Origin of the sequence: Pseudomonas quebecensis (assembly GCF_026410085.1) — a bacterium.
GTDB classification, from domain to species: domain Bacteria; phylum Pseudomonadota; class Gammaproteobacteria; order Pseudomonadales; family Pseudomonadaceae; genus Aquipseudomonas; species Aquipseudomonas quebecensis.
In genome coordinates, this window is the sequence record NZ_CP112866.1 from 860,079 (window position 1) to 882,681 (window position 22,603).

General features: G+C 61.0%; 21 protein-coding genes. 11 read left to right on the top strand and 10 right to left on the bottom strand.

Features of this window, described 5'->3' with window-relative positions:
* Window positions 1–2 precede the first annotated feature (2 nt).
* The 3 genes from OSC50_RS04070 to OSC50_RS04080 all read right to left on the bottom strand — a co-directional run bounded on the left by OSC50_RS04070 (window position 3) and on the right by OSC50_RS04080 (window position 3,786).
* Window positions 3–1,718, bottom strand: a complete 1,716-nt coding sequence (locus tag OSC50_RS04070) for a proline--tRNA ligase (RefSeq protein ID WP_181078935.1) — start codon at window positions 1,716–1,718, stop codon at window positions 3–5.
* Window positions 1,719–1,856: 138 nt separating this feature from the next.
* The gene (locus OSC50_RS04075; RefSeq protein ID WP_181078937.1) at window positions 1,857–3,389 is read right to left on the bottom strand and encodes an AmpG family muropeptide MFS transporter; all 1,533 of its coding nucleotides are present in this window, start codon (window positions 3,387–3,389) and stop codon (window positions 1,857–1,859) included.
* Window positions 3,390–3,432: 43 nt separating this feature from the next.
* Complete coding sequence (locus OSC50_RS04080) at window positions 3,433–3,786, bottom strand: MGMT family protein (RefSeq protein ID WP_266246600.1); 354 nt, start codon at window positions 3,784–3,786, stop codon at window positions 3,433–3,435.
* Window positions 3,787–3,948: 162 nt separating this feature from the next.
* On the opposite strand from OSC50_RS04080, the gene OSC50_RS04085 reads away from it, so the two are divergent.
* The 5 genes from OSC50_RS04085 to groL all read left to right on the top strand — a co-directional run bounded on the left by OSC50_RS04085 (window position 3,949) and on the right by groL (window position 8,564).
* Window positions 3,949–4,956, top strand: coding sequence for a DUF481 domain-containing protein (locus OSC50_RS04085; protein ID WP_181078941.1), 1,008 nt, complete (start codon window positions 3,949–3,951; stop codon window positions 4,954–4,956).
* Between the two features lie 94 nt (window positions 4,957–5,050).
* Window positions 5,051–5,782, top strand: coding sequence for a HugZ family pyridoxamine 5'-phosphate oxidase (locus OSC50_RS04090; RefSeq protein WP_181078943.1), 732 nt, complete (start codon window positions 5,051–5,053; stop codon window positions 5,780–5,782).
* A 66-nt stretch (window positions 5,783–5,848) separates the two neighbouring features.
* The gene (locus tag OSC50_RS04095) at window positions 5,849–6,325 is read left to right on the top strand and encodes an FxsA family protein (protein WP_181078945.1); all 477 of its coding nucleotides are present in this window, start codon (window positions 5,849–5,851) and stop codon (window positions 6,323–6,325) included.
* Between the two features lie 246 nt (window positions 6,326–6,571).
* Complete coding sequence (locus tag OSC50_RS04100; RefSeq protein ID WP_017846112.1) at window positions 6,572–6,868, top strand: co-chaperone GroES; 297 nt, start codon at window positions 6,572–6,574, stop codon at window positions 6,866–6,868.
* Window positions 6,869–6,917: 49 nt separating this feature from the next.
* Entirely contained in the window at window positions 6,918–8,564 is a 1,647-nt protein-coding gene (gene groL / locus OSC50_RS04105; protein WP_181078947.1) for a chaperonin GroEL, read from the top strand.
* Window positions 8,565–8,648: 84 nt separating this feature from the next.
* On the opposite strand, the gene OSC50_RS04110 is transcribed toward groL, so the two are convergent.
* Window positions 8,649–10,598, bottom strand: coding sequence for an LTA synthase family protein (locus OSC50_RS04110; protein ID WP_266246590.1), 1,950 nt, complete (start codon window positions 10,596–10,598; stop codon window positions 8,649–8,651).
* 201 nt (window positions 10,599–10,799) lie between these two features.
* Here OSC50_RS04110 and colR point away from each other — a divergent pair, with 201 nt between their 5' ends.
* The 5 genes from colR (at window position 10,800) to OSC50_RS04135 (ending at window position 14,569) form a co-directional block, all read left to right on the top strand.
* Window positions 10,800–11,483 (top strand): two-component system response regulator ColR, encoded by a 684-nt coding sequence (gene colR / locus OSC50_RS04115; protein WP_266246588.1) that lies wholly within the window; start codon window positions 10,800–10,802, stop codon window positions 11,481–11,483.
* Entirely contained in the window at window positions 11,473–12,753 is a 1,281-nt protein-coding gene (locus OSC50_RS04120) for a sensor histidine kinase (RefSeq protein ID WP_181078951.1), read from the top strand. Before colR ends, OSC50_RS04120 begins: the two co-directional genes overlap by 11 nt.
* 187 nt (window positions 12,754–12,940) lie before the next feature.
* Window positions 12,941–13,621 carry a class I SAM-dependent methyltransferase gene (locus tag OSC50_RS04125; protein WP_181078953.1) on the top strand — a complete coding sequence of 227 codons (681 nt, stop codon included), beginning with the start codon at window positions 12,941–12,943 and terminating at the stop codon, window positions 13,619–13,621.
* A gap of 4 nt (window positions 13,622–13,625) precedes the next feature.
* A complete protein-coding gene (locus OSC50_RS04130; RefSeq protein ID WP_181078955.1) occupies window positions 13,626–14,345 on the top strand; it encodes a lipopolysaccharide kinase InaA family protein in 720 nt (239 codons plus the stop codon).
* Window positions 14,342–14,569, top strand: coding sequence for a hypothetical protein (locus OSC50_RS04135; RefSeq protein ID WP_181078957.1), 228 nt, complete (start codon window positions 14,342–14,344; stop codon window positions 14,567–14,569). Before OSC50_RS04130 ends, OSC50_RS04135 begins: the two co-directional genes overlap by 4 nt.
* A 78-nt stretch (window positions 14,570–14,647) precedes the next feature.
* Here the strand turns inward: OSC50_RS04135 and OSC50_RS04140 are convergent, their stop codons facing one another.
* Genes OSC50_RS04140 through OSC50_RS04150 form a run of 3 tightly spaced genes read right to left on the bottom strand, consistent with a single transcriptional unit; the run spans window position 14,648 to window position 18,271 of the window.
* The gene (locus OSC50_RS04140; RefSeq protein ID WP_266247513.1) at window positions 14,648–15,745 is read right to left on the bottom strand and encodes a DUF1513 domain-containing protein; all 1,098 of its coding nucleotides are present in this window, start codon (window positions 15,743–15,745) and stop codon (window positions 14,648–14,650) included.
* 2 nt (window positions 15,746–15,747) lie between these two features.
* Window positions 15,748–16,812: an imelysin family protein gene (locus OSC50_RS04145; RefSeq protein WP_266246585.1), complete on the bottom strand. Its 1,065-nt coding sequence runs from the start codon at window positions 16,810–16,812 to the stop codon at window positions 15,748–15,750.
* 31 nt (window positions 16,813–16,843) lie between these two features.
* A complete protein-coding gene (locus tag OSC50_RS04150) occupies window positions 16,844–18,271 on the bottom strand; it encodes a di-heme oxidoreductase family protein (RefSeq protein ID WP_253509201.1) in 1,428 nt (475 codons plus the stop codon).
* A gap of 140 nt (window positions 18,272–18,411) precedes the next feature.
* On the opposite strand from OSC50_RS04150, the gene OSC50_RS04155 reads away from it, so the two are divergent.
* Window positions 18,412–18,975 carry a nitroreductase family protein gene (locus OSC50_RS04155; protein WP_181078963.1) on the top strand — a complete coding sequence of 188 codons (564 nt, stop codon included), beginning with the start codon at window positions 18,412–18,414 and terminating at the stop codon, window positions 18,973–18,975.
* A 184-nt stretch (window positions 18,976–19,159) separates the two neighbouring features.
* On the opposite strand, the gene OSC50_RS04160 is transcribed toward OSC50_RS04155, so the two are convergent.
* The 3 genes from OSC50_RS04160 to OSC50_RS04170 all read right to left on the bottom strand — a co-directional run bounded on the left by OSC50_RS04160 (window position 19,160) and on the right by OSC50_RS04170 (window position 22,531).
* Entirely contained in the window at window positions 19,160–21,298 is a 2,139-nt protein-coding gene (locus OSC50_RS04160; RefSeq protein WP_266246582.1) for a methyl-accepting chemotaxis protein, read from the bottom strand.
* 125 nt (window positions 21,299–21,423) lie between these two features.
* Window positions 21,424–21,837, bottom strand: a complete 414-nt coding sequence (locus OSC50_RS04165) for a YbaN family protein (RefSeq protein ID WP_266246580.1) — start codon at window positions 21,835–21,837, stop codon at window positions 21,424–21,426.
* Between the two features lie 85 nt (window positions 21,838–21,922).
* The gene (locus tag OSC50_RS04170) at window positions 21,923–22,531 is read right to left on the bottom strand and encodes a biliverdin-producing heme oxygenase (RefSeq protein ID WP_181078969.1); all 609 of its coding nucleotides are present in this window, start codon (window positions 22,529–22,531) and stop codon (window positions 21,923–21,925) included.
* Window positions 22,532–22,603 lie beyond the last annotated feature (72 nt).

Here is a 22,603-nt window from a genome sequence, read left to right on the forward strand (position 1 = left end):
TTTCAGCGACGAATACGCGCCTGAAGGAAAGACAGCACGTCAGCCACCGGCAACGGTTGGGCTTCGGCTTCGGTCCGGCTCTTGTATTCCAGATTGCCATCGGCCAGGCCGCGGTCGCTGACCACGATCCGGTGAGGGATGCCAATCAGTTCCATGTCGGCGAACTTGATGCCAGGGCTGGTTTTCTTGTCCCGGTCATCAAGCAACACTTCAAAACCGGCGGCCGTCAGTTCGGCATACAGTTTGTCGGTGGCTTCGCGTACTTGCTCGGTTTCATAGCGCAGCGGTACCAGCGCCACTTGGAACGGCGCCAGGGCGTCACTCCAGATGATGCCTTTCTCGTCGTTGTTCTGCTCGATGGCAGCCGCCACCACGCGGGACACGCCAATACCGTAGCACCCCATTTCCAGGGTGATCGGCTTGCCGTTCTCGCCCAGCACTTCGCACTTCATCGCTTTGCTGTATTTGTTGCCCAGCTGGAAGATGTGCCCGACTTCGATGCCGCGCTTGATTTCCAGGGTGCCCTTGCCATCCGGGCTAGGGTCGCCGGCCACCACGTTGCGCAGGTCGGCGACGGTGGGAACCGGCAGGTCACGCTCCCAGTTCACGCCGAAATAGTGCTTGTCATCGATGTTGGCGCCGATACCGAAGTCGCTCATCAGCTCGACCGAACGGTCGATGATGATCGGCAGCGGCAGGTTCAGCGGGCCGAGGGAACCGGCGCCGGCGCCAATGGCGTCGCGCAGCTCGGCATCGGTGGCCATGACCAGTGGGTTGGCAACGCCCGGCTGCTGGGCGGCCTTGATTTCATTGAGTTCGTGGTCGCCACGGATCACCAGCGCGATCAGCTTGCCTTCTTCTTCAGCGTGCACGATCAGCGTCTTGATGGTCTTTTCAATCGGCAGATTGAATTTTTCCACCAGGGCCGCGATGGTCTTGGTGTCCGGGGTGTCCACCAGGCGCAGTTCTTCGGTCGGGGCAGGGCGCGAGGTTTCCCGTGGCACGGCCTCGGCTTTCTCGATGTTCGCCGCGTAGTCGGAGCCGTTGCTGAACACGATATCGTCTTCGCCGGACTCGGCCAGTACGTGGAATTCGTGGGAGCCGGCGCCGCCGATGGAACCGTTATCCGCTTCAACCGGGCGGAATTTCAGGCCCAGGCGCGTGAACACGTTGCAATAGGCCTGGTGCATGCGGTCGTAGGTGACCTGCAGGGACGCCTGGTCAGCGTGGAACGAATAGGCGTCCTTCATGATGAATTCACGGCCGCGCATCAAGCCGAAGCGTGGGCGGATTTCATCACGGAATTTGGTCTGGATCTGATACAGGTTCAGCGGCAACTGTTTATAGCTGCTCAGCTCGTTGCGCATCAGGTCGGTGATCACTTCTTCATGGGTCGGGCCGGCGCAGAAATCGCGGCCATGACGGTCCTTGAAGCGCAGCAACTCAGGGCCGTACTCTTCCCAACGTCCGGATTCCTGCCACAGTTCGGCCGGCTGAGTGCTCGGCATCAACACTTCCAGGGAGCCGGCGGCGTTCATTTCTTCACGAACGATGGCTTCGACCTTGCGCATCACCTTCAAGCCCATGGGCAACCAGGTGTACAGGCCCGAGGCCAGTTTGCGGATCATGCCGGCGCGCAGCATCAGTTGGTGGCTGATCACGACCGCATCGGAAGGCGTTTCTTTCTGTGTGGCGAGCAAATATTGACTGGTACGCATGGTAGGCCGTTGTCGGTTGCTTGAACTTGAAATGACTTGGGATTGTACGGGCGCGGGCTGCCGGAGTACAGGCATCAGAATGCAGAGGGGTATGTGGGAGGGGGCAAGTCGAATCGTCGCAACGCCCCTCCCACATTGTCAGTCCTCAGCCGGCGGACTCAACCGAATCCGCCGATTCTCCTGATACCAGTGCAACGCGATCAGCAGCAGCGTCGGCACCCCCAGCATGCAGGTGATCAGGAAGAAGTTGTGGTAGCCGAACTTCTCCACCATCACCCCCGAATACCCGCCGATCAGGCGCGGCAACAACAGCATGATCGAGCTGAGCAGCGCATATTGGGTAGCGGAGAACTTGAGGTTGGTCAGGCTCGACAAGTAGGCCACGAAGGCAGACGTGGCCAGGCCCGAGCTGAAGTTATCCAGTGAGATGGTAAAAATCAGCATCTGCAGGTCCGGGCCCATGTCGGCGAGCATCACGAACAGCAGGTTGGTGCCGGCCGACGCTACGCCACCGATGAACAGGATCGGCAGGATGCCGAAGCGCACAATCAGCAGGCCGCCCATTCCGGCGCCGAGCAGCGTCATGATCAGGCCGAAGATTTTGCTGACCCCGGCAATCTGGTCCTTGGTAAAGCCCTGGTCGATGTAGAACACGTTGGCCATCACGCCCATGACCGTGTCGGACATGCGATACGTTGCGATCAGGCCCAGCAGCAGCAACGCCTGCCAGCGATAGCGCAGGATAAAGTCGTTGACCGGTGTCAGCACCGGCGCCAGGCCACGCCGGCCCATGGCCGACAGGCACAGGCTGGTGAGCGTGATATAGAGGATGGCCCGCAGGAACGCGCGGTCTTCCATCAGCAGGTCCCACAGGCTCACGCCCTGGAAGAGCACACTGGCGAAATCGGTGTTGTACAACTGGGTGAACATCGCCGGTACCGACACCAGCAGTACGATCAGCACGAACACCGACACCAGTTGATGCACGAAGCTGTAGCGGCCAGCCTGCAACTGGGTGCGCAGTGGCACATTGGGCTCGCGCATGAGCAGGGTGGTCAGCAAGGCTGGAATCATCAGCACGCCGAACAGCACATAGGTGCCGGTCCACGCCGAGTGTTTGTAGTTGAAGCCGGTGGAGCCGAAACCTTCGGCGAAAAACAGTGCGCCGGCGGTGGCCAGCAGCGCGGCGATCCGATAACCGGACATATAGCTGGCGGCCAAGGCAGCCTGGCGACTGTCGTCGGCGATTTCCAGGCGATAGGCGTCGACCGCAATGTCCTGGGTAGCGGAGGCAAAGGCGACGATCACAGCAATGGCGATCAGCCAGGACAGATGCTTCTGCGGATCGCAGAAGCCCATGCCGATCAAGCCCAGGATCACCAGCGACTGGGCCAGCACCAGCCAGGAACGACGCCGCCCGAGTTTGCCGAGCAGCGGCAGGCGCCATTGGTCGAGCAGCGGCGACCAGACCCATTTGAAGGCGTACGCCAGCCCGATCAGGCTGGCATAACCGATGGTTTCGCGGGCCACACCGGCTTCGCGCAACCACACCGAAAGCGTCGAGAACACCAACATGTAAGGCATGCCGGCGGCGAAGCCGAGCAACAACAGCACTAACGTCGAGGGGCTGGCATAGGCAGCGAGCGCGGCGCGCCAGGTTTTACGGGGCATGGGCTGGAGTCTGCCTCAGATTCACGGAAACAAAGCGCGCACTCTAACCGCTGTGCTCTACCGGGCGCCAGCCATGGCGCTGAATATCAACGCGATTGTTCAGGATACTGACGCCTTCGCTGCGCAAACGCGCACGTTGTTCGTCGCCCGAGGCGCTGCCGACCGGCAGGCTTATCCGACCGCCGGCACCCAGCACACGATGCCAGGGCAAGCGCGTGTCTTCGGGGAGCTGGCTCAAGGTGCGGCCCACCCAGCGAGCCGCGCGCCCTAAACCGGCCAGGTGCGCCAGCTCGCCGTAGCTCACCACGCAGCCTTCGGGCACTTGTGCCAGCGTCAGGTACAGCGCTGTGCGGCGTATCTGGGCAGGGCTTTGTTCAGGCTCGAGTGTGGGATTCACTGTGGCGCTATCCGTTTAAAACGTCAGTAATAATGTAAGAAACGTCTGTGAATATGGCGGTGAGAATTGAACTCATCTGCGATCCTTGAGTCAGTGCTTGCTAAGACGTGATCTAACACGATAATGCCCTCTTTTCGCCACGCCCGAGCCTCGAATCCGCTTATGTTGTCCAGAACCCTGCTGTGCCTTGCTGTTCTCAGTGCCTCAACGCCTCTGCTTGCCGATACCGTCTGGTTGAAAAACGGTGATCGCCTGACCGGCAAAATCAAGCTGTTCGACGGCGGCAAGTTGCTGATCCAGACCGCTTACGCCGGCGCTGTGCCCGTGGACTGGAAGCAGGTCAAGACTCTGGAAAGCGACCAGGAACTGCTGGTCAAGCAGGATGCCTACAGCGGCGAGAAGGCCAAGTCCCTTCACGCGGCGGAAGACGGCAAGGTGGTGCTGGCCAATGGCGAGGCACCCAAGACCGTGGAGCTGGCGAGCATTCAGCAGATCATCAAGCCAAAGCCTGTGATCGAGGACCTGGTATGGAAGGGCAACGTCGACCTGGCCCTGGATTACAAGCGCGCCGAGAAAGACACCAACGACTACGATATCGATTTCAAGACGTCCGCGCGTCATGGTCAATGGCGCCATACCGGGCAGGGCGAGTACAACCGCGAATTTCAGGACGATGTGACCACCACCGACAACTGGGCGCTGGAATACGACCTGGACCGTTTTCTCACCGAGCACTGGTTCTGGCAAGGGCGTCTGACCTACAAGCGCGACAAGGTTGAAGACCTGGCTCGCCAGCGCACCGTGGGTACCGGCCCTGGCTACCAGTTCTGGGACGATGAACTGGGCGCGTTCTCCCTCGGCTCGCTGGTCAACCGAACCGACTATGAATATGCCGACGGCGGCAAAGACAACTTCTATTCCCTGGCCATGAAGTGGAACTACAACCGCTACCTGGTGGGCAAGACCGTTGAGTTCTTCACCAACGGCGAACTGGGCAAGCCTATCGATGCACCGGCCGAGTACTCGTTGGATGCGGAAATGGGCCTGCGCTACAAAGTCACCGAGTGGGCATCGCTCAACCTCAAGGCCGAGCGCGATGTGATCAGCGGCGACTCCCAGAGCAGCCTGAGCAAAACCCGCTACACCGCTGGGTTCGGCGTGGCCTGGTAATCGAGCCCCTGGCAACCGCGGCCTTTATTGATTACCTTGTGTTGAGATCCATTCCCATACGCAGTGGGCGGCTGAATACCCGAGGAGTCATACGTTGAGCGCACAGGTTGCCAGGAACGCCCGAGAGCTGTTGCTCAAGGAATACCGTGGGGCTCTCTCCACATTGTCCAAAGCCATGCCCGGCTTTCCCTTTGGATCGGTGGTGCCGTACTGCCTGGACGAGCAGGGCCGGCCATTGATTCTGATCAGCCGTATCGCCCAGCACACCCATAACCTGCAAAAAGATCCCAAGTGTTCTCTGCTGGTCGGCGAGCGCGAGGCGGACGATGTGCAGGCAGTGGGGCGCCTGACCTACCTGGCCGAAGCCGAAAAACTGCAGGACGCCACCGCCGTCGAGGCAGCGGCCGAACGCTACTACCGCTACTTTCCCGAGTCGGCCAACTACCACAAGGCGCACGATTTTGATTTCTGGGTGCTCAAGCCGGTGCGTCACCGCTATATAGGCGGGTTCGGCGCGATCCATTGGCTTGATCAGCTGACCCTGGCCAACCCTTTCGCCGGCACGGCCGAGCGCAGCATGGTCGAGCACATGAACAGCGACCATGCCAAGGCGATTGCGCATTACGTGGCACTTGCCGATTTGCCTGCCGGCGAGCCCGCGCAGTTGGCCGGGATCGACAGTGAGGGCATGCACCTGCGCATTGGTCAGTCGTTGCACTGGCTGCCGTTCGCAACGTCTTGCAACACGCCGACACAGGTGCGCGAAGCCCTGGTTTCATTGGCTCATGCCGCTGCCTGGCCGAAAAAAACGGCTTCCGACGCTTGAATTCACGAAACGGCGACGTCATCTAAGGTGGACTGGCAAGGCATTCTTGCGTTGAGGAACCATTTGATGCGCCCTTTTTTATTGCTCTTTCTGCTGTTCCCGGTGTTGGAGCTGTTCGTCTTCGTTCAGGTCAGCAGTGCGATCGGGTTTTTCCCGGCATTGCTGTTGATCATTCTAGGCTCGATGCTTGGCGTTCTAGTGCTGCGCGTCGCCGGACTGGCTACGGCATTACGTGCCCGGGAAAGCCTGAACCGCGGCGAGTTGCCCGCCCAGACCATGCTGGAAGGCCTGATGATGGCCCTGGCCGGTGGGCTGTTGATCCTGCCGGGTTTCATCAGCGACGCAGTCGGTCTGGTGATGCTGCTGCCGGTCACCCGCAAATTGCTGGCCGGCAAAATGCGCCAGCGCGCCGAAGAGGCCGCGATTCGCCAGCGTGCGTTCGCCGACGACCTGCAGCCTCGTGGTGGCCCGGCCCCGCGCCAGCCTCTGGGCCGTGAAGGCGATGTGATCGAAGGCGAGTTCGAGCACCGCGACGGCAAATAACCCCCACCCACACGGCACCTTCAGGTGCCGTGCTGCATTTACCGGCTCCCTGGACATAAAAAATTTCATTCGCGGGCCCTTGTAATAAGCACAGGCGCCCTTATGTAACGGTCACCGCAAGGTTTCTGGTGGTGACACTAGACAGACTTCCGCGTTTCGCTCAGCGAACCGCGACCGGCACCGCCGGAATTTAACCCGCCGGAATTGATACCGGCCGATGAAAAACACAATTAGGAGAGATCGACAATGAGCAAGCTTCGTCCTCTGCACGACCGCGTCGTCATCCGTCGCAGCGAAGAAGAAAAGAAAACCGCTGGCGGCATCGTTCTGCCAGGTTCGGCTGCTGAAAAAGCCAACCACGGTGTGATCGTCGCTGCGGGTCCGGGCAAGACCCTGGAGAACGGTGAAGTACGCGCGCTGGCCGTGAAAGTGGGTGACAAGGTTGTTTTCGGCCCTTACTCCGGTAGCAACACTGTGAAAGTCGACGGCGAAGACCTGCTGGTAATGGCTGAGAACGAAATTCTCGCTGTACTGGAAGGCTGATTTCCCGCTCATTTTCCCGTTACGTCAAAGTATTTAAGGAATATCGATCATGGCTGCTAAAGAAGTTAAATTCGGCGACTCCGCCCGCAAGAAAATGCTCACTGGTGTCAACGTTCTGGCTGACGCAGTAAAAGCGACCCTGGGCCCGAAAGGCCGTAACGTGATCATCGAGAAGAGCTTCGGCGCTCCGACCATCACCAAGGACGGCGTTTCCGTCGCCAAAGAAATCGAACTGGAAGACCGTTTCGAAAACATGGGCGCGCAGCTGGTCAAAGACGTTGCCTCCCGTGCCAACGATGACGCAGGCGACGGCACCACCACCGCCACCGTTCTGGCTCAGTCGATCGTCAACGAAGGCCTCAAGGCCGTTGCTGCCGGCATGAACCCGATGGACCTGAAGCGCGGTATCGACAAGGCGACCATCGCCATCGTCAAAGAGCTGAAGAACCTGTCCAAGCCATGCGCCGACACCAAGGCCATCGCTCAGGTGGGTACCATCTCCGCCAACTCCGACAACTCCATCGGCGACATCATTGCCGAAGCCATGGAAAAAGTCGGTAAAGAAGGCGTGATCACCGTTGAAGAAGGCTCGGGCCTGGAAAACGAACTGTCGGTTGTAGAAGGCATGCAGTTCGACCGCGGCTACCTGTCTCCTTACTTCGTCAACAAGCCTGACACCATGGTTGCCGAGCTGGACAGCCCGCTGATCCTGCTGGTCGACAAGAAAATCTCCAACATCCGCGAAATGCTGCCGGTGCTGGAAGCTGTTGCCAAAGCCGGTCGCCCACTGCTGATCGTGGCCGAAGACGTTGAAGGCGAAGCCCTGGCGACTCTGGTTGTGAACAACATGCGTGGCATCGTCAAAGTCGCCGCCGTCAAGGCGCCAGGCTTCGGCGATCGTCGCAAGGCCATGCTGCAGGACATCGCCGTCTTGACCGGCGGTACCGTTATCTCCGAAGAGATCGGCCTGAGCCTGGAAAGCGCCACCCTGGAAAACCTGGGTAGCGCCAAGCGTGTGACCCTGTCCAAGGAAAACACCATCATCGTTGACGGTGCCGGCGTTGAAGGCGACATCGAGTCGCGCATCAACCAGATCCGTGCCCAGGTTGCCGAAACTTCCTCGGACTACGACCGTGAAAAACTGCAAGAGCGTCTGGCCAAGCTGTCCGGCGGCGTTGCAGTGATCAAGGTTGGCGCCGGTTCCGAAGTTGAAATGAAAGAGAAGAAGGCCCGCGTTGAAGACGCCCTGCACGCAACCCGTGCAGCCGTTGAAGAAGGTGTGGTACCTGGCGGTGGCGTTGCGCTGATCCGTGCCCTGGAAGCCCTGACTGACCTGACCGGCGACAACGCTGACCAGAACGTCGGCATCGCTGTACTGCGTCGCGCTGTTGAAGCACCACTGCGCCAGATCGCTGCCAACTCCGGCGACGAGCCAAGCGTTGTGGTCAACGAAGTCAAGAACGGCAAAGGTAACTACGGTTACAACGCTGCGACTGGCGTCTACGGCGACATGATCGAAATGGGCATCCTGGACCCAACCAAGGTAACCCGTTCGGCGCTGCAGGCAGCATCCTCCATTGGCGGTCTGATCCTGACCACCGAAGCGGCGATCGCTGATGCACCGAAGAAAGAAGGCTCGGCTGGCGGCGGTATGCCAGACATGGGCGGCATGGGTGGCATGGGCGGCATGATGTAAGCCAGCCTTACCCCCGTACTGAAAAAGCCCCGCCTGCAGTGATGCAGGCGGGGCTTTTTTATTGCTTGGGGGTCATGAGCTGGCTTAGCGCTCGGTCAGCCGTGGGCTCGTCTCCTGGGGCGCTTTCCAACTCAACAACTGTTGTTTGAACCCGTAGCTGGCGGCCTGGTAATAGGTGATTGCTCGCTGGATCAAGGGATCATCACTGCCCACTCGCGACTCCTGGCTTTCAGCCAAGGCCTGGTCGTGGCGACGCAGACCCAGGCGCGGGCTGAGAATGGCCAGGTCCTTGCCGTCGAACAGCCCCAGATGCTGGTAATTGCCGACCACCACGCGCGGCGGCAGCGGGTTATCCTGAAGCAAGTCGCGGCCGAAGAACGTCGACTCGTAGCTCAGGTTGATCAGGCCCAGCAGGGTCGGCGCCAGGTCGATCTGACTGGCCAGTTGCGCGGACTCCCGTGGGTCGATCAGTTTGGGCGCATAGATGAACAGCGGAATCTGGTAGTTGGTGATGGGCAAGTCTTCCTTGCCCGCGCTGCCGGCCGTGTGATCGGCGACGAACACAAAGATCGTGTTGTCGAACCAGGGCTTCTGACGTGCCGCGTCGAGGAATTCACCGATGGCATGGTCGGTGTATTTCACCGCGCCGTCGCGGCCATTCCCGGATTTGATATCGATGCGCCCATCCGGATAGGTGTAAGGGCGATGGTTGGAGGTAGTCATCAATTGCAGCAGGAACGGTTGCCGCTTGGCGTAATCGGCGTCGGCCAGTTTCAGGGTTTGTTTGTACAGGTCTTCGTCGGCCATGCCCCAGGCGTTTTTAAACGAGATTTCGGCCTCGGGTACGCTGCTCTGGTCGACCACGCGGTAACCGTTGCCGCTGAAAAACGCGTTCATGTTATCGAAGTAACCGCGCCCACCGTACACGAATACGCTGTCATAACCGACGGCGGTGAGCTGTTGCCCGAGGCTGGCGAAACCGCTTTCACGGCCGATGCGTTTGACGATCGAGCGTCCCGGCGTAGGAGGGATCGCCAGGGTGATTGCTTCCAGGCCCCGGTCTGTGCGGGTGCCGGTGGCGTAGAAGTTATTGAAATACAGGCTTTGTTTTCGCAACGCGTCGAGGTTCGGCGTGAGATTGCGCCCGTCGCCATTGCTGCCCATGTATTTGGCGCTGAAGCTTTCGATGGTTACCAGCACGATATTGGGCGTGCTCGGCGGGCTGGAGTGGCTGATGGACCGGCGGATATCCAGCGGGTCCTGGCCGATAAAGCGGGCGTTGGGCTCGCTGAGTTCGGCGCGCAACTGGCGGGCGACCACGTCGGTCGGCAGGCTTTTGTAGAACTGCGAGTAATCCAGTTCGTTGTTACGAAAGGCTGCAAAAAACTGATATGGGCCATTACTGGCCAGCTCGTTTTTGTAGGCATTGCCGCCCTGGGCGCGGGGGCTGTTCTGACTGATCAACTGCAGGCTGAGGCCGACGGCCAGCACCAGCACCACCGCGTTGAACAAGCGGCCGCGCAACGGTGGCAGTGGTGAGGCCGTGGCGGCATTGAACGCTTTACGCAAAGCCAGGCTCAACACAATGGCCAGCATTGCCAATAAGCTGAGCAGTTTGCCGATCGGGTAGGACTCCAGCAGGTTGTTCAACACTTCGTCGGAATACACCAGGTAGTCGACGGCGATGAAGTTGAAGCGCACCCCGAACTCGTCCCAGAACAGCCATTCGGCGACCGAGGTAAACAGCATTGCGAAGAGACTGACCGTGAGTACCGCCTGCAAAAACCAGCGGTGGCCGCGACGACGCCACAGGCCCGGCGGGCATAGCAGCACGTACAGTCCCAGCGGCAGCGCTGCGTAGGCAAGAAACCCCAGGTCATACAGCAACCCCACGCCGAACACCGGCAGCAGGTTACCGCCGACTTCGTCCAAGTGAGTCAGCAACAGCACGGCACGGGTGACCAGGAAAATCAGTAACCAGGCACCGGTTATCAACAGCAAATAGCGCATTGGCGCAGTTTTGACCAAACCCATGTCTATGTTCCTTATATAAATGGGAGGCGATGGTCGTCCTGACACTGTAGTCAGTTTGTGAAGCTATAGTGAAAAACTCGTTGCCCTCTCAATTTGATTGAAAACCTTGATCCACGCGCCCTGGAGGTCTATCCCTGAGCCCGACTTGGCCTTAAGCTGCGCGAGCCAACACGGCCGTTACCGCGTACGGAGACACTGCCCATGCGAATTTTATTGGTTGAAGACAACCGCGATATTCTGGCCAACCTGGCGGACTACCTGGGGCTGAAGGGCTACACCGTCGACTGTGCGCAGGACGGGCTGTCGGGCCTGCATCTGGCCGCCACCGAACACTACGACCTGATCGTGCTCGACATCATGCTGCCGGGCATCGATGGCTACACCTTGTGCAAACGCCTGCGCGAAGATGCGCGTCGTGATACGCCGGTGATCATGCTCACCGCGCGCGATCAGTTGGACGACCGGCTGCAGGGTTTCAAGTCCGGCGCCGATGACTACCTGCTCAAGCCATTTGCCCTGTCGGAACTCGCCGCGCGCATCGAAGCGGTGCTGCGTCGTGCCCAGGGTGGCGGGCGCCGCGCGTTGCAAGTGGGCGACCTGAGCTACGACCTCGACACCCTGGAAGTGACGCGCGACGGGCGCCTGCTCAAGCTCAACCCGGTCGGCCTGAAGCTGCTGGCGGTGCTGATGCAGAAAAGCCCCCATGTGCTGCGCCGCGAAATTCTCGAAGAAGCGCTGTGGGGCGATGATTGCCCGGACAGCGACAGCCTGCGCAGCCATGTCCACCAACTGCGCCAGGTGATCGACAAACCGTTTGCCAAGCCATTGCTGCACACGGTGCACGGCGTGGGTTACCGCCTGGCCGAGGGTCGCGATGGAGTTTAAGCAAAGCCTTGCCCAGCGGATCATCATCGCGTTTGCCTTGATGAGCGCACTGGTGGCGGGCGCCTTCGCCATGGGCATCGTTGCGACGGTGCACCTGGTGGAAGAGAAGTTGATTTCAGCGGGCCTGGGCGGTGACCTGCAACGCTTGCTGCTGATGGACAGCGTCGAAGACTGGAGTCATCGACCCGAGCCGGACCAACTGTTCTATTTCAGCGGCGGCCGTGGCGACTTTGAATTGCCCAAGGATTTGCGTCATCTGGAACCGGGCTTTCACGAGGTGTTTCGCGAGTCGCTGTCGTACCACGCCATGGTCGAAGTGATCGACGGTCGGCGCTATGTGCTGCTGCAGGACCAAAGTGACTTCGAAGAGCGTGAGCGGGTGCTGTTCGCCGTGGTCCTGGTGGGCTTTGTGCTCAGCCTGGCGCTGGCGGTGTTCCTGGGATGGGTGCTGGCGCGCAAGGTAATGGCGCCGGTGGTGCGCCTGGCTCGCCAGGTGCGTCACCGTGACCAGTTGCTGGGCCTGGCACCGCCTCTGGCGCCGGACTATGCGGCTGACGAAGTGGGCGAATTGGCCGTGGCCTTCGACGCCACATTGGGCCGACTGCGCCAGGCGCTGTCCCGTGAGCAGTTGTTCACCAGCGACGTAAGCCACGAGTTGCGCACCCCCCTGATGGTCCTGGCCAGTTCCTGCGAATTGCTGCTGGAAAATCCGGCCATCGATCAGCGTGGACGTAACCAGGTGCTGCGTATCGCCAGGGCCTGCGAAGAAATGCGCGAGCTGGTGCAAACCTTCCTGATGCTGGCGCGGGCGCAACACAGCGAGTCCACCATGTCGCCCCAGGTAAGCCTCACCCAGGTGGCGGAGGACTTGCTCGGGATCTGGCGCGAACCCATCGAGCAGAAGGGCCTGCAACTGATCTATCAACCGGGCAGCCCTCTGGACACACGCTACAACACCACCTTCCTGCACGCCGTAATGGGCAACCTGCTGCGCAACGCCTTGCATTACACCGAGCAGGGCTTTATCCGCCTGACCCTGGAACCTACCGGTTTCGTGGTGGAAGACAGCGGTGTCGGTATCCCCGAAGAAAAACGCGAGGCCATGTTCGAACCGTTCGTGCGTGGCAGTGAGAAGCGCGGTGAAGGCCTGGGGCTGGGCCTGTCACTGGTGCAGCGGATCTGCGAGAACCAGGGCTGGAGTGTCAGCCTCAGTACCATGGAACCCAACGGTTGCCGCTTTCACGTTGAGTTGAGTCAGGTCAAGCCTTGACCGCGTCTGCTGCCGCTATCCTGCCATAAGCCGCCGTTATTCGGCGAAGATGGCGACTTGCTATTGATTGTCTTTGTAAAGTCTTGAAATGTATGAAGTTGGACAGGACAAGATTTTCACAACGAGTTGACCTGGCGATCACGTATCGCTGAATAGTTTGTAGGCATCAGTCATTGGAGACCTGTTGATGCCTACCCCGATCAAACTCGAATTTTCCGAAAAGTACGACGATCAGCACGCTCAGAAATATTTGCTCAAGCATCAGGACAATCTGGCGCGCCGGTTGTCCCACAAACGCGACGAGCAATTGGCCCGAGGCGCGCTGGCGATGGCGGGCGAGCCCGGTTTGGTTTTGGACTTGCCGTGTGGCGCCGGCCGTTTCTGGCCGCTGCTGGCGGAAAAGCCCAACCGAATCATTATTGGCGCCGATAATTCCGCTTCGATGTTGAAGATAGCAACCGGCGCCCAACCGGCAGAGGTGGTGAAACGGGTACGGCCTTTGCAGACTTCAGCCTTTGATATTGATTTGCCAGATAACGCGGTCGACAGCATTTTTTGCATGCGCTTGCTGCACCACATAGGTGATCCGGCGCATCGCCTGGCGATACTGCGGGAGTTTCAGCGAGTTACCCGAGACAGCGTGATCATCTCACTGTGGGTTGACGGCAATTTCAAGGCGTGGAAGCGCAAGCGTTCGGAAGCGCGTCGTCGTAGGAAAGGTGAGCAGGAAGGTTACCAAAACAGGTTTGTGTTACCGGCTGCTACTGTAGAAGCAGAATTCGAGCAGGCGGGTTTTCGCGTTCAGGAATCCCTGGACTTCATACCGCTCTACGCCATGTGGCGGGTATACGTATTACGCAAGAGGTAACAGGATGGCAGTTGAGTGCGTAGCAGGCAGTCACGTAGCTCCAGAAGAACGCTTCGATTATTTCTGGCGTCAGCAAGGCGAGTGGGTGGAAGAGCCCAATCGTCGTCGCGGTGGTGAAAGTGGGGTACAGCGAATCAAGACCGCCAGTGGTCGTTTGCTCTACAGCAAGCGACAGACCGGGCATATTTATCGCAGTTGGCTGCATCCCTTCGGGCGCCCCACGGTGCTGCGTGAGCGTGATGCTTTGAAGGGCTTGCGCCTGCTGGATGTGCGGGTGCCGGAAATGGTCTTCTGCGAAGCACGTCGCGATCCCGAGCATCAATGGAAGGCGTTGTTGGTGACGGCTTCGCTGGATGGTTTCGACGAAATCGAAAAATGGTACGCCGCCGGTGGCCGTGAGCAGTACGGCGAGCAGGTGCACGAACGTCTGCTCAAGGAAGTGGCGACCACCCTGGCGCGCATGCACAAGGGGCGTTGGCAGCACGGCTGCCTGTACATCAAGCATATCTTTGCGCGGGTGACAGGCGAGGGTGACTCGGCCACGGTAGAAGTGGCGCTGCTGGATTTTGAAAAATGCCGCCAGCGCCTGACCGCTTATCGGGCGGCGTCCCATGACATGCTGCAACTGCGTCGCCATTCGTCGTGGAGCAGCGCCGACTGGGAAAAACTCAGCTACTTTTATGAGACGGCGTTTGGCAGCGCTATCAAGGGTTTAACCAGATGAAGCTAGAAATAGCGCGAGGTTTGTTCCTGGTGGGAGCGTTGGGCGTGGCAGCCTTGGCGCTGGCCGCCTGGGAGCAGCCTCGTACTCAGGTACTCAGCGCGTCGCAGGGCGGCGCGCAATGCCTGTTGCCGCGTGTCGCCAAGGCGAGCACGGCGGCCAAGCCCGATCATGAACTGCTGCTGTTCATGTTCGGTCTGTCTCAAGGAATGAGGCCTCAAAGTTGAAACGTTTAAACCTCCCGAACAGGGCCTTGCGATGCGAGGCCCTTTTTTTTGCGTTTTTTCCAGGCTGCCGGCTGGCGTTCACGCCAAGTGCAGGTGGTTATCCCAAAGCCCGGCCGGCAATTCCAAGGGTTTAGCCACCAACGGGGCCTGCCGGCAATCGTAGAAGCGGCACCGGCCCTGGCCCGAGGTGACCACGAACCCATCCGCCACCGCGCCCACACCCGCGCAGTCCGGCAGCGGACCGTCCAGGCACAGCTCGCCGCTGTCCATGTCCCAGATAAAGAAGCGATTGCCGCGTGGCGCCGTCAGGGCCACCAGGCGCAACTCGCTGTGCACGGCCACGCTGGCGGTGTAATGCCCCATGGCCTGCAGTTGCGCGTCGGCCACCGGAAAAGCCATGAACGGTTGGCCTGGGCGCTTGATCGCCAGCAGTTCGGAGCGCTCCTGGGACGGGCCCATGAACTGCTGCCCGGTGAGAATCGTGCCATCGCTGGCGATGCCCATATGGCGCACGCTGTTCATCTGCTGGCCCAGGGTTTCCTTGCTGATCAGTGTGCCGTCGCGGCGCATCAGCACCAGGCTCGGCTCCATGGCGTTGAGGTTCATCTCCACGCGGCTTTCCGCTTCGGTGCGAATGCCTCCGTTGGCCACCACCAGGGTTTCACCGTCGGGCATCCATGAGACCTGGTGCGGGCCGATGCCGTGGGTGGACAGCTCGGCGCTGTGCACCAGGCGCTCGCCCTCGAACTTATACACGCCAAGGAGGCCACGGCCGGGGTCGGACGTATCGTTTTCGGTGGCGTACAGCCACTCGCCGCTCTTGTGGATTACCGCGTGGCCATAGAAGTGGCGATTGGCATTCGAGGTGATGGTTTGCAGCAGCGCGCCGTCGCGCAGGTCGATCAGGTAACTCTCGGTGCCAGGGCGACGGGCAACGAACAGCGCAATCGGCAGCGTGGGGTGGTTGATAATGTCGTGGCAGCGCTGGCCAACCTGGGTAGCGAACACCTGCTTGCCGTCCAAGCGAAAGCCCACGGCGTAGTGCCTGCCGTCCGTATCGTCACGTGCCGACAGCAGCAGCGGGCCGCTGCCCTTCTGCTTGAACAGCGTCCAGCCACCCAACGTAAGTGCGCTGAGCAGCACGCTACCGAGCGCCAAAGCCTGTCGCCTGAGCATCATCAGTCACCGTCGTTGGCGTTAAAGCCCAGTTGGATCCCCAGCGCCTTGGCCAGCTCACCTTCGTGCAGGCGATGGACCACGTTGAGGCTGTCGTAGAGATCGTTCAGCTGCTGGCGCCCGGCGTCATCGTTCAACAGTTCGTTGAGGCTGCGCTGGTTGCTGGCGAACAGTTTAAGGGACGCGGCGTAGGCGGCGTCGATCTTGTCGGCCAAGGCTTTCTGATCCGCCGGCAGCAAGCCACGCAGGCCTTTATTGTCGACGCCGACCCACACGGTCTGGGCGGCCGCGAGGCTGGCCTCCAGGCTTTGCAGCGACGACTGGCTACGCCACGCATCGGCCTGGAACGGCTGCGGGATGCCTTTGGTCTGGCGGCCCATGGGCGTGCCGAGCTTTTTCTTCAGGGTGTCCAGTGCGGTCACTTGCACCCGCAGCAGATCGGCGATCGCTTCGTGGGAATCGGCGTAACGCTGGTTAGGGAACTTGCTCATTTGCGCGAGCATGCCGTCGGTGCTGTTCCAGCTGGCCAGGATCTCTTCGGCCAGGGCTTTCTGGCGCTCACCGATAGCCACCAGCAGCGGGCAGTAGCGGGCTTTCCGGGCGTCGTCGGCGAGGTCGGTCCTGGCGTCGTAGAGGATGTATTCGTAAGCCGACAAGCCCTGCACCACCACGCTGCACTTGGCCAGGGCGGCGCCGTCGATCTGCGGCTGGGCCTCCACCAGTTGCTCGACCTGGCGACCCACCAGGTTCTTTTTATCCGGCCAGAACTGCACTTGCCAGGCGCGATTGCCTTCTGCCAGCGGGCCGATCAGCAGCGGCTGCAGTTCGGCCCAGGCTTTTTGTGCGTGCAGGAAGTCGGCGCGGGCGGTGTCCAGGCTTTCCTTGCCTTGGCAATAGGCCAATGCGCTGACCGCCAATTGGCGGTCGGCTTCCACCCAGCGGCTGTAGGTGGGCAGGATCACTTGCTTGGCGATCGCCGCCGAGGTCACGGCCTGCGGGTCCTGGGGCGAGCACGCACCGAGGGCAAGGGCGGCCAGGCTGGTGAACAACAACTTGGGACGGAACATGTCGAGCTCCCTTCTGTAATTGGGGCGAAGCTTATAAAGAGTTCAGGAACGCCAGCAACGCAGCGCGCTGCTCGGCATTGAAGGACAACACATGCTGCTGCGCCGCCTGGGCCTCACCGCCATGCCAGAGCACGGCTTCGAGCAGGTTGCGGGCGCGGCCGTCATGCAGAAACTGGGTATGACCGCTTACGGTTTGCGTCAAACCGATACCCCACAACGGCGGTGTGCGCCAGTCGCGGCCACCGGCCTTGAATTCGCTGCGCCGATCGGCCAGGCCTTCGCCCATGTCGTGCAGCAACAGGTCGCTGTACGGGCGGATGGTCTGGTTCGCCAGCTCAGGCTCGGCGGCATCGGCGGCGGTGGTGAACGTGGGCTTATGGCAGCCCTGGCAGCCGGCCTGATAGAACAGGTTTTTCCCGGCCAGCACCTGCGGCGCGTTGACGTCCCGGCGCACGGGCACGGCCAGGTTACGGGTATAGAACAGCACCAGGCGCAGGATGTTATCGCTGACTTCCGGCTCGCCATCGGGGCCATTGCCGTTGGGCGCCCGTTTGCAGGCGACTTGGGCGTCGGTGCAGTCATCGAAGGGTCTCAGGGTGGTGGTGAGGCCCATATCACCAGAGAACGCGTGAACATTTTGTTGATTGAGCGTGGGTTGCCCGGCTTTCCAGCCGAACCGGCCCAGCACGGTTTTCTGCTGGGCGTCGTCCCAGACCCAATTCGGCCGCCCGACAATGGCTTCGTTGTCGGCGGTTTTCGGGTCGGTGTTGCGCAGGATATCCGCGTCGCTGATCGCTTCGAGCAGGCCCAGGCCGATCATCGGCGGCGCGATGCGGGCCGAGAAGCGCGTGTCGGGGTGCATCGGGCCGTAGCCCAGTTGGGTGATTTGCAGGTCCGGCTTGCGCAGTTCCACCACGGTGCCGTCCTTGAAGGTCACATTGACCGGTGTGTAGTCGACGCGCACCTTGCCTTCCGGTACGACACCCGGCACGGCCATGTCCTGCAGTTGCCCGCCGTACACGGGCTCCGGCACCACGCCCAACTGCTCGATCAGCCTGGCGTAGGGTGCAGCATCCGGTATCGACAGGCGCACCAGCATGGACACGGCGTTGGGCGCGTCGGCCAGCGGCGGGTGCCCGCGGCCGTCCTTGATATGGCAGTTCTGGCAGGCATTGGTGTTGAACAGCGGGCCCAGGCCATCGCGGGCGGTGGTGGTGGACGGCGCGATCACCCAGGGGCTGCGGAAAAAACTGTTGCCGACGCTGAAGTCCAGGCGGCGCGTGGGCGACAGGTTGGCGGAGGGCAGGGAAAACGCATTCTGGTCGTTTTTGTTCACCGTCGCTGCGCCGCCGGCTCGCGCTTCACCGGGCTCAGCCTGAGTGAAACGCGGGGCGTCGTCGCACGCAACCAGGCCCAGGGCCATGAAGGCGACGCACAGACGAAAAAGCGAACGGAACATCGAGTTTCCTGGACGAATGCGAAAAAGATGGGCGCAAAGTCTAACAGGGCAGGGCGGATTGAATAAGAGCAATTATCGTTTGATGGACTCACGGACCATTCCCGCTAGAATGACCGCACATTTTTTTCTGGAGGTGGCCAATGCAGGCTCTCGACGCTTTGCTCAACCGTGTTTCCGTGCCGCGTTTGCTGGAGCCGGCACCGACCCAGGCGCAGCGCGAGGTGCTTTTCGCTGCGGCCATGCGAGCGCCGGACCACGGCCAACTGCGTCCGTGGCGCTTTCTCACCGTCGAAGGCTCGGCCCGTGAACAGATGGGCACGCTGCTGGCTGAAGCCGCGCGCCTGCAGGACCCCGAAGCCCCGCAGGCGGTCATCGACAAAGCCCAGAACGGCCCGTTGCGCGCGCCGCTGGTGGTGGTGGTGATCGCGCGCCTGCAGGAGCACTTCAAGGTGCCCAAATCCGAACAGTTGCTGGCAGCGGCCTGCGCGGCCCATGGCATTCTACTGGCGGCCTACGCCCAAGGCATCGGTGCGGTGTGGCGCACCGGCGAATTGTCCTACTCGGCTCACGTTGCCAAGGGTTTAGGGCTGGCGGCGAATGAGGAAGTGATTGGCTTCCTCTATCTGGGCACACCGCAGAACCCGCCGCGTACGGCGCCGAAGGAAGATGTGGCGGCATTTGTGCAGGCTTGGACGGGTCTTTGACAATGGGGGGAGGGGGCTTGCACCCGATTGCAGTGTGTCAGTCAACTTATCTGTAGCTGACACATCGCTATCGGGGGCAAGCCCCCTCCCACTGTTGATAGTCATTGCCTGGGCTGGATCATCTGAGCCCTTAACTGACTGGCATTAGAGCAAGCCCCCTCCCACATTGGTCCCGTGGTGTTTCTTAAACTTTGAACTGATCCATGAGCTTCATCTGCTGGCTGGCCAATGCATTGAGCTGGCTGCTGATGGCCGCCGATTCGGTCGCCTGGCCGGTGAGGGTTTCGGTCACGGTGCGGATCGCCGAGACGTTGCGGTTGACCTCTTCGGCCACAGCGCTTTGCTGCTCGGCGGCGCTGGCGATCTGCAGGTTCATGTCGCTGATCACCGTGACCGCGTCGCTGATCTTGCCCAGGGCCTGTACGGCCTGATGGATCTGCCCGGCGTTGTTCTGGGCCTGGTTTTGGCTGGAATGCATGGTCGCCACCACGCCACGGGTGCCGCTCTGGATACGTTCGATCACCTGGCGAATCTCCTCCACCGAGTCCTGGGTGCGCTTGGCCAGGTTACGGACTTCGTCGGCGACGACCGCGAAACCACGGCCGCTTTCCCCTGCACGTGCCGCTTCGATTGCCGCGTTCAACGCCAGCAGGTTGGTCTGCTCGGCAATGCTGCGGATCACCTCCAGCACTGAGCCGATCTGCTCGCTGTTGACCGCCAGCGCTTCGACTTCACCCACCGCCTTGCTGACTTCGTCGGCCAGGGTGGTGATGTCGCGGGTGCTCTTCTCGATAATCTGCATGCCTTCACGCGCCGACTGGTCGGCACCGCGCGCCGCGCTGGCGGCATTGGAGGCGCTGTTGGCGACGTCGTGGGCCGTGGCACTCATCTCGTTGGAAGCGGTGGCCACCTGGTCGATTTCGCGGAACTGCACCTGCATGCCTTCGCTGGTCTGGCGGGCGATGGCCGACGACTGGTCCGCCGTGCCACGGGCTTCGGTGATGCTTTGCTTGATCTGCGCGATGGTCGGCTGCAGCTTGTCGAGGAAGCGGTTGAACCAGTTCACCAGCTCGCCCAGTTCGTCCTTCTTGGCGTAGGCCAGGCGCTGGGTAAGGTCGCCTTCACCGCTGGCGATGTTCTTGAGCATGGCCGCCACGCTGTTGATCGGACGGGTTACGCCGGTGGCGGTGAGCCAGATCAGCAGCAGGCCGAGCAAGCCGGCTGCGGCCGCTACCAGCAGCGCCTTGATCGTGCCGCTGGCCTGGGCTTCGTCGAGCACCGCCTGGAGCTTGACGTTATCGGCGAGCATCACGCTTTTGGGGAGCTTGATCACCACACCCCACGGCTTGGCATCTGCAAGTGGCTTGACCGGGTACACGGCGCGAATGGTATCGCCCTGTTCGCGGATCATGCGGTTGTCACTTGCCAGCAATTGCACGATTTCCTTGCCTTCTTCGCCAAGGGTATCGATCAGGTTCTTGCCGACCCTGGCCGGTTCGCCGCTGTAGGCGGCAATCAGGCCGGTGCTGGAAAGAATCTCCAGGTGCGCCGCGCCATTGAACAGGTCTTTCTGTGCGGCGTCGGTGGTCGCTTGCAGGGCCGTCAGGGCAATGTCCACACCGACGACGCCGATCAGTTTGCCCTCCACGATCAGCGGCGAGGCGATGGTGGTCATCAGTACCTTTTGGCCTCCCACCGTATCTTCATACGGGTCCAGCAGGCAGGTGCTGCGGGTGTCTCGTGGGCAGGTATACCAAATGTTGTAGGGCGTCCCGCTGAGGGTGAGGGTCGTCTTGTTCAGGTCCTCTTCGACCATCACGGTGTTCAGGCCTTCGCCGCCGGCACGGCTCCAATAGCTGGAGAAACGCCCTTTTTCATTGGACGCGCGCGCCTTGTCGTCGAGGAATTCGCTGTCCTTGCCATCCAGGGCGTTGGGTTCGAATGACAGCCAGAAACCCAGCACCTTGCTGTTGCGATCGAACGTGGTTTTCAGGCTCTGGTTGATGTCCTCGCGCAGTGCGCCGGCTTCCAGGCCACGTTTGCTGGCCTGGATGCGCAGGTCTTTGATCTGGTCGGACAGCGCGGTCAGCGCCAACAGGCTGTCGCCGAATGTTTTCTGCAACTGCACCGCCTGTTCCGCGGCCTTGGCCTGCAGCAACTGTTCAACGCCGTCGGTGAGCATGCGCGAGCTTGAATCGCTGACCAACTGATCATTCTGGTTGGTGTTGTAGATGTTGATGCCGACCACCACCGCTATCACCCCTAACAGGCAGAGCCCGGACAGCAGCACGATTTTCAAGCGGATAGAGAGGGTGTCGAACATAGGTTCACTCACGAATGGACGTGTTGGGTGGGCAAGGCAGGGCCAAGTCCATTCAGCGCTATGTCTGAAACATCGGCGCAACGGGTCGATTCATGAGCAGCAGGCGATAAACGGTAGGAAAACAGCTACAGCCTTTGCTGTGCGGGCACTGCCAGCCGTTCAGGGCGTGACCAGATCCACAGATTGCCCAGGCCCATGCCGACGATTGCCAGGTAAACCGGCCAGCCATGGTCGAGCATGACCAGCATCAGGACGGCGCACAGCAGCATGCTCACCGTGGCGCTGACCTTGGCGCGCCGCGCGATGATCTTGCCATTGCGCCAGTTGAACAGGATCGGTCCGAACAGGCGGTGGTTCTCCAGCCACGCGCTCAGGCGCGGTGAGCTTTTGGTGGCGGCCCAGGCGGCCAGCAGGATGAATTCGGTGGTGGGCAACCCCGGCACCACAATCGCCACCAGCCCGATGCCCAGGCTGACGTAGGCCAGCAGGCCGAAGAGGAGCTGGGCGATTTTCGAGGTGGATTGGGTTTTGCGGGTCATGGGGTATGCAACGTCAGGAACAAACCAATACAAAAGTGGAGGGGGCAGGCCCCCTCCCGCAGTCGATTGCATTTCAAATCGGCGATCAGGCCAGCTCAGGGGCGCTAGCGTACGCCTGTTCCAGCAAAACGGTGAAGCGCACAAACGCGTCAATCGCGCCTTTTTCCGCCGCGGCTTCTTCATCGGCGCTCAGGTGCAGTGCATCCAGGGTGCGAGTGAAGCTTTTCCAGCCTTCGGCACGTCCGCCTGCTGGCTCAGCCAGGTGGCGGGCGCCGAAGGTTTCGCTCAGGCCCAGGCCCACGGCGCGTTTGATCAGGAACGCGGCGCCGAGTTTGGAACCCTCGGACACAAACAGCCAGCCCAAGGCTTCGGCTTTGCTCGGGTGGCTCACCGCGCCGGCCACCGGCGCCGGCACGTCGGTCTCCAGGTCGGCGAGATCGAGCCGGGCGGCTTCGGCGCGGCAACGTTCGGCCAGGTCCGGCACCAGTTCGATCAGCTCGGGATCGGTGTACAGCGCCACCAGTTCCGATTGGAACAGGTACTGCGCCACCACAAAGCGTGCGAAGTTGGCCTGGTTTTCAAACGGCGCATGGGCCTTGACCAGTGCATCGAGCCTGGCGTGCGGGGCGTGGGTGATCTGGTTCAGGCGCTGGGAGCGCAGGCTTGGGCGTTCTGCGGTAGGGGAAGCGGTCATGAAAAAGTCCTTGAGAGGGGAGCGCCTGGTTGCTCTTAAAGAGAGTGGTTATCAACTAGACGAACAAGAAGA

Coding starts and splice junctions, on each gene's coding strand:
- OSC50_RS04070 (WP_181078935.1), bottom strand. CDS start 1,718: ATGCGTACCAGTCAATATTTGCTCGCCACACAGAAAGAAACGCCTTCC.
- OSC50_RS04075 (WP_181078937.1), bottom strand. CDS start 3,389: ATGCCCCGTAAAACCTGGCGCGCCGCGCTCGCTGCCTATGCCAGCCCC.
- OSC50_RS04085 (WP_181078941.1), top strand. CDS start 3,949: ATGTTGTCCAGAACCCTGCTGTGCCTTGCTGTTCTCAGTGCCTCAACG.
- OSC50_RS04095 (WP_181078945.1), top strand. CDS start 5,849: ATGCGCCCTTTTTTATTGCTCTTTCTGCTGTTCCCGGTGTTGGAGCTG.
- OSC50_RS04100 (WP_017846112.1), top strand. CDS start 6,572: ATGAGCAAGCTTCGTCCTCTGCACGACCGCGTCGTCATCCGTCGCAGC.
- groL (WP_181078947.1), top strand. CDS start 6,918: ATGGCTGCTAAAGAAGTTAAATTCGGCGACTCCGCCCGCAAGAAAATG.
- OSC50_RS04110 (WP_266246590.1), bottom strand. CDS start 10,598: ATGGGTTTGGTCAAAACTGCGCCAATGCGCTATTTGCTGTTGATAACC.
- colR (WP_266246588.1), top strand. CDS start 10,800: ATGCGAATTTTATTGGTTGAAGACAACCGCGATATTCTGGCCAACCTG.
- OSC50_RS04120 (WP_181078951.1), top strand. CDS start 11,473: ATGGAGTTTAAGCAAAGCCTTGCCCAGCGGATCATCATCGCGTTTGCC.
- OSC50_RS04125 (WP_181078953.1), top strand. CDS start 12,941: ATGCCTACCCCGATCAAACTCGAATTTTCCGAAAAGTACGACGATCAG.
- OSC50_RS04130 (WP_181078955.1), top strand. CDS start 13,626: ATGGCAGTTGAGTGCGTAGCAGGCAGTCACGTAGCTCCAGAAGAACGC.
- OSC50_RS04135 (WP_181078957.1), top strand. CDS start 14,342: ATGAAGCTAGAAATAGCGCGAGGTTTGTTCCTGGTGGGAGCGTTGGGC.
- OSC50_RS04140 (WP_266247513.1), bottom strand. CDS start 15,745: ATGCTCAGGCGACAGGCTTTGGCGCTCGGTAGCGTGCTGCTCAGCGCA.
- OSC50_RS04145 (WP_266246585.1), bottom strand. CDS start 16,812: ATGTTCCGTCCCAAGTTGTTGTTCACCAGCCTGGCCGCCCTTGCCCTC.
- OSC50_RS04150 (WP_253509201.1), bottom strand. CDS start 18,271: ATGTTCCGTTCGCTTTTTCGTCTGTGCGTCGCCTTCATGGCCCTGGGC.
- OSC50_RS04155 (WP_181078963.1), top strand. CDS start 18,412: ATGCAGGCTCTCGACGCTTTGCTCAACCGTGTTTCCGTGCCGCGTTTG.
- OSC50_RS04160 (WP_266246582.1), bottom strand. CDS start 21,298: ATGTTCGACACCCTCTCTATCCGCTTGAAAATCGTGCTGCTGTCCGGG.
- OSC50_RS04165 (WP_266246580.1), bottom strand. CDS start 21,837: ATGACCCGCAAAACCCAATCCACCTCGAAAATCGCCCAGCTCCTCTTC.
- OSC50_RS04170 (WP_181078969.1), bottom strand. CDS start 22,531: ATGACCGCTTCCCCTACCGCAGAACGCCCAAGCCTGCGCTCCCAGCGC.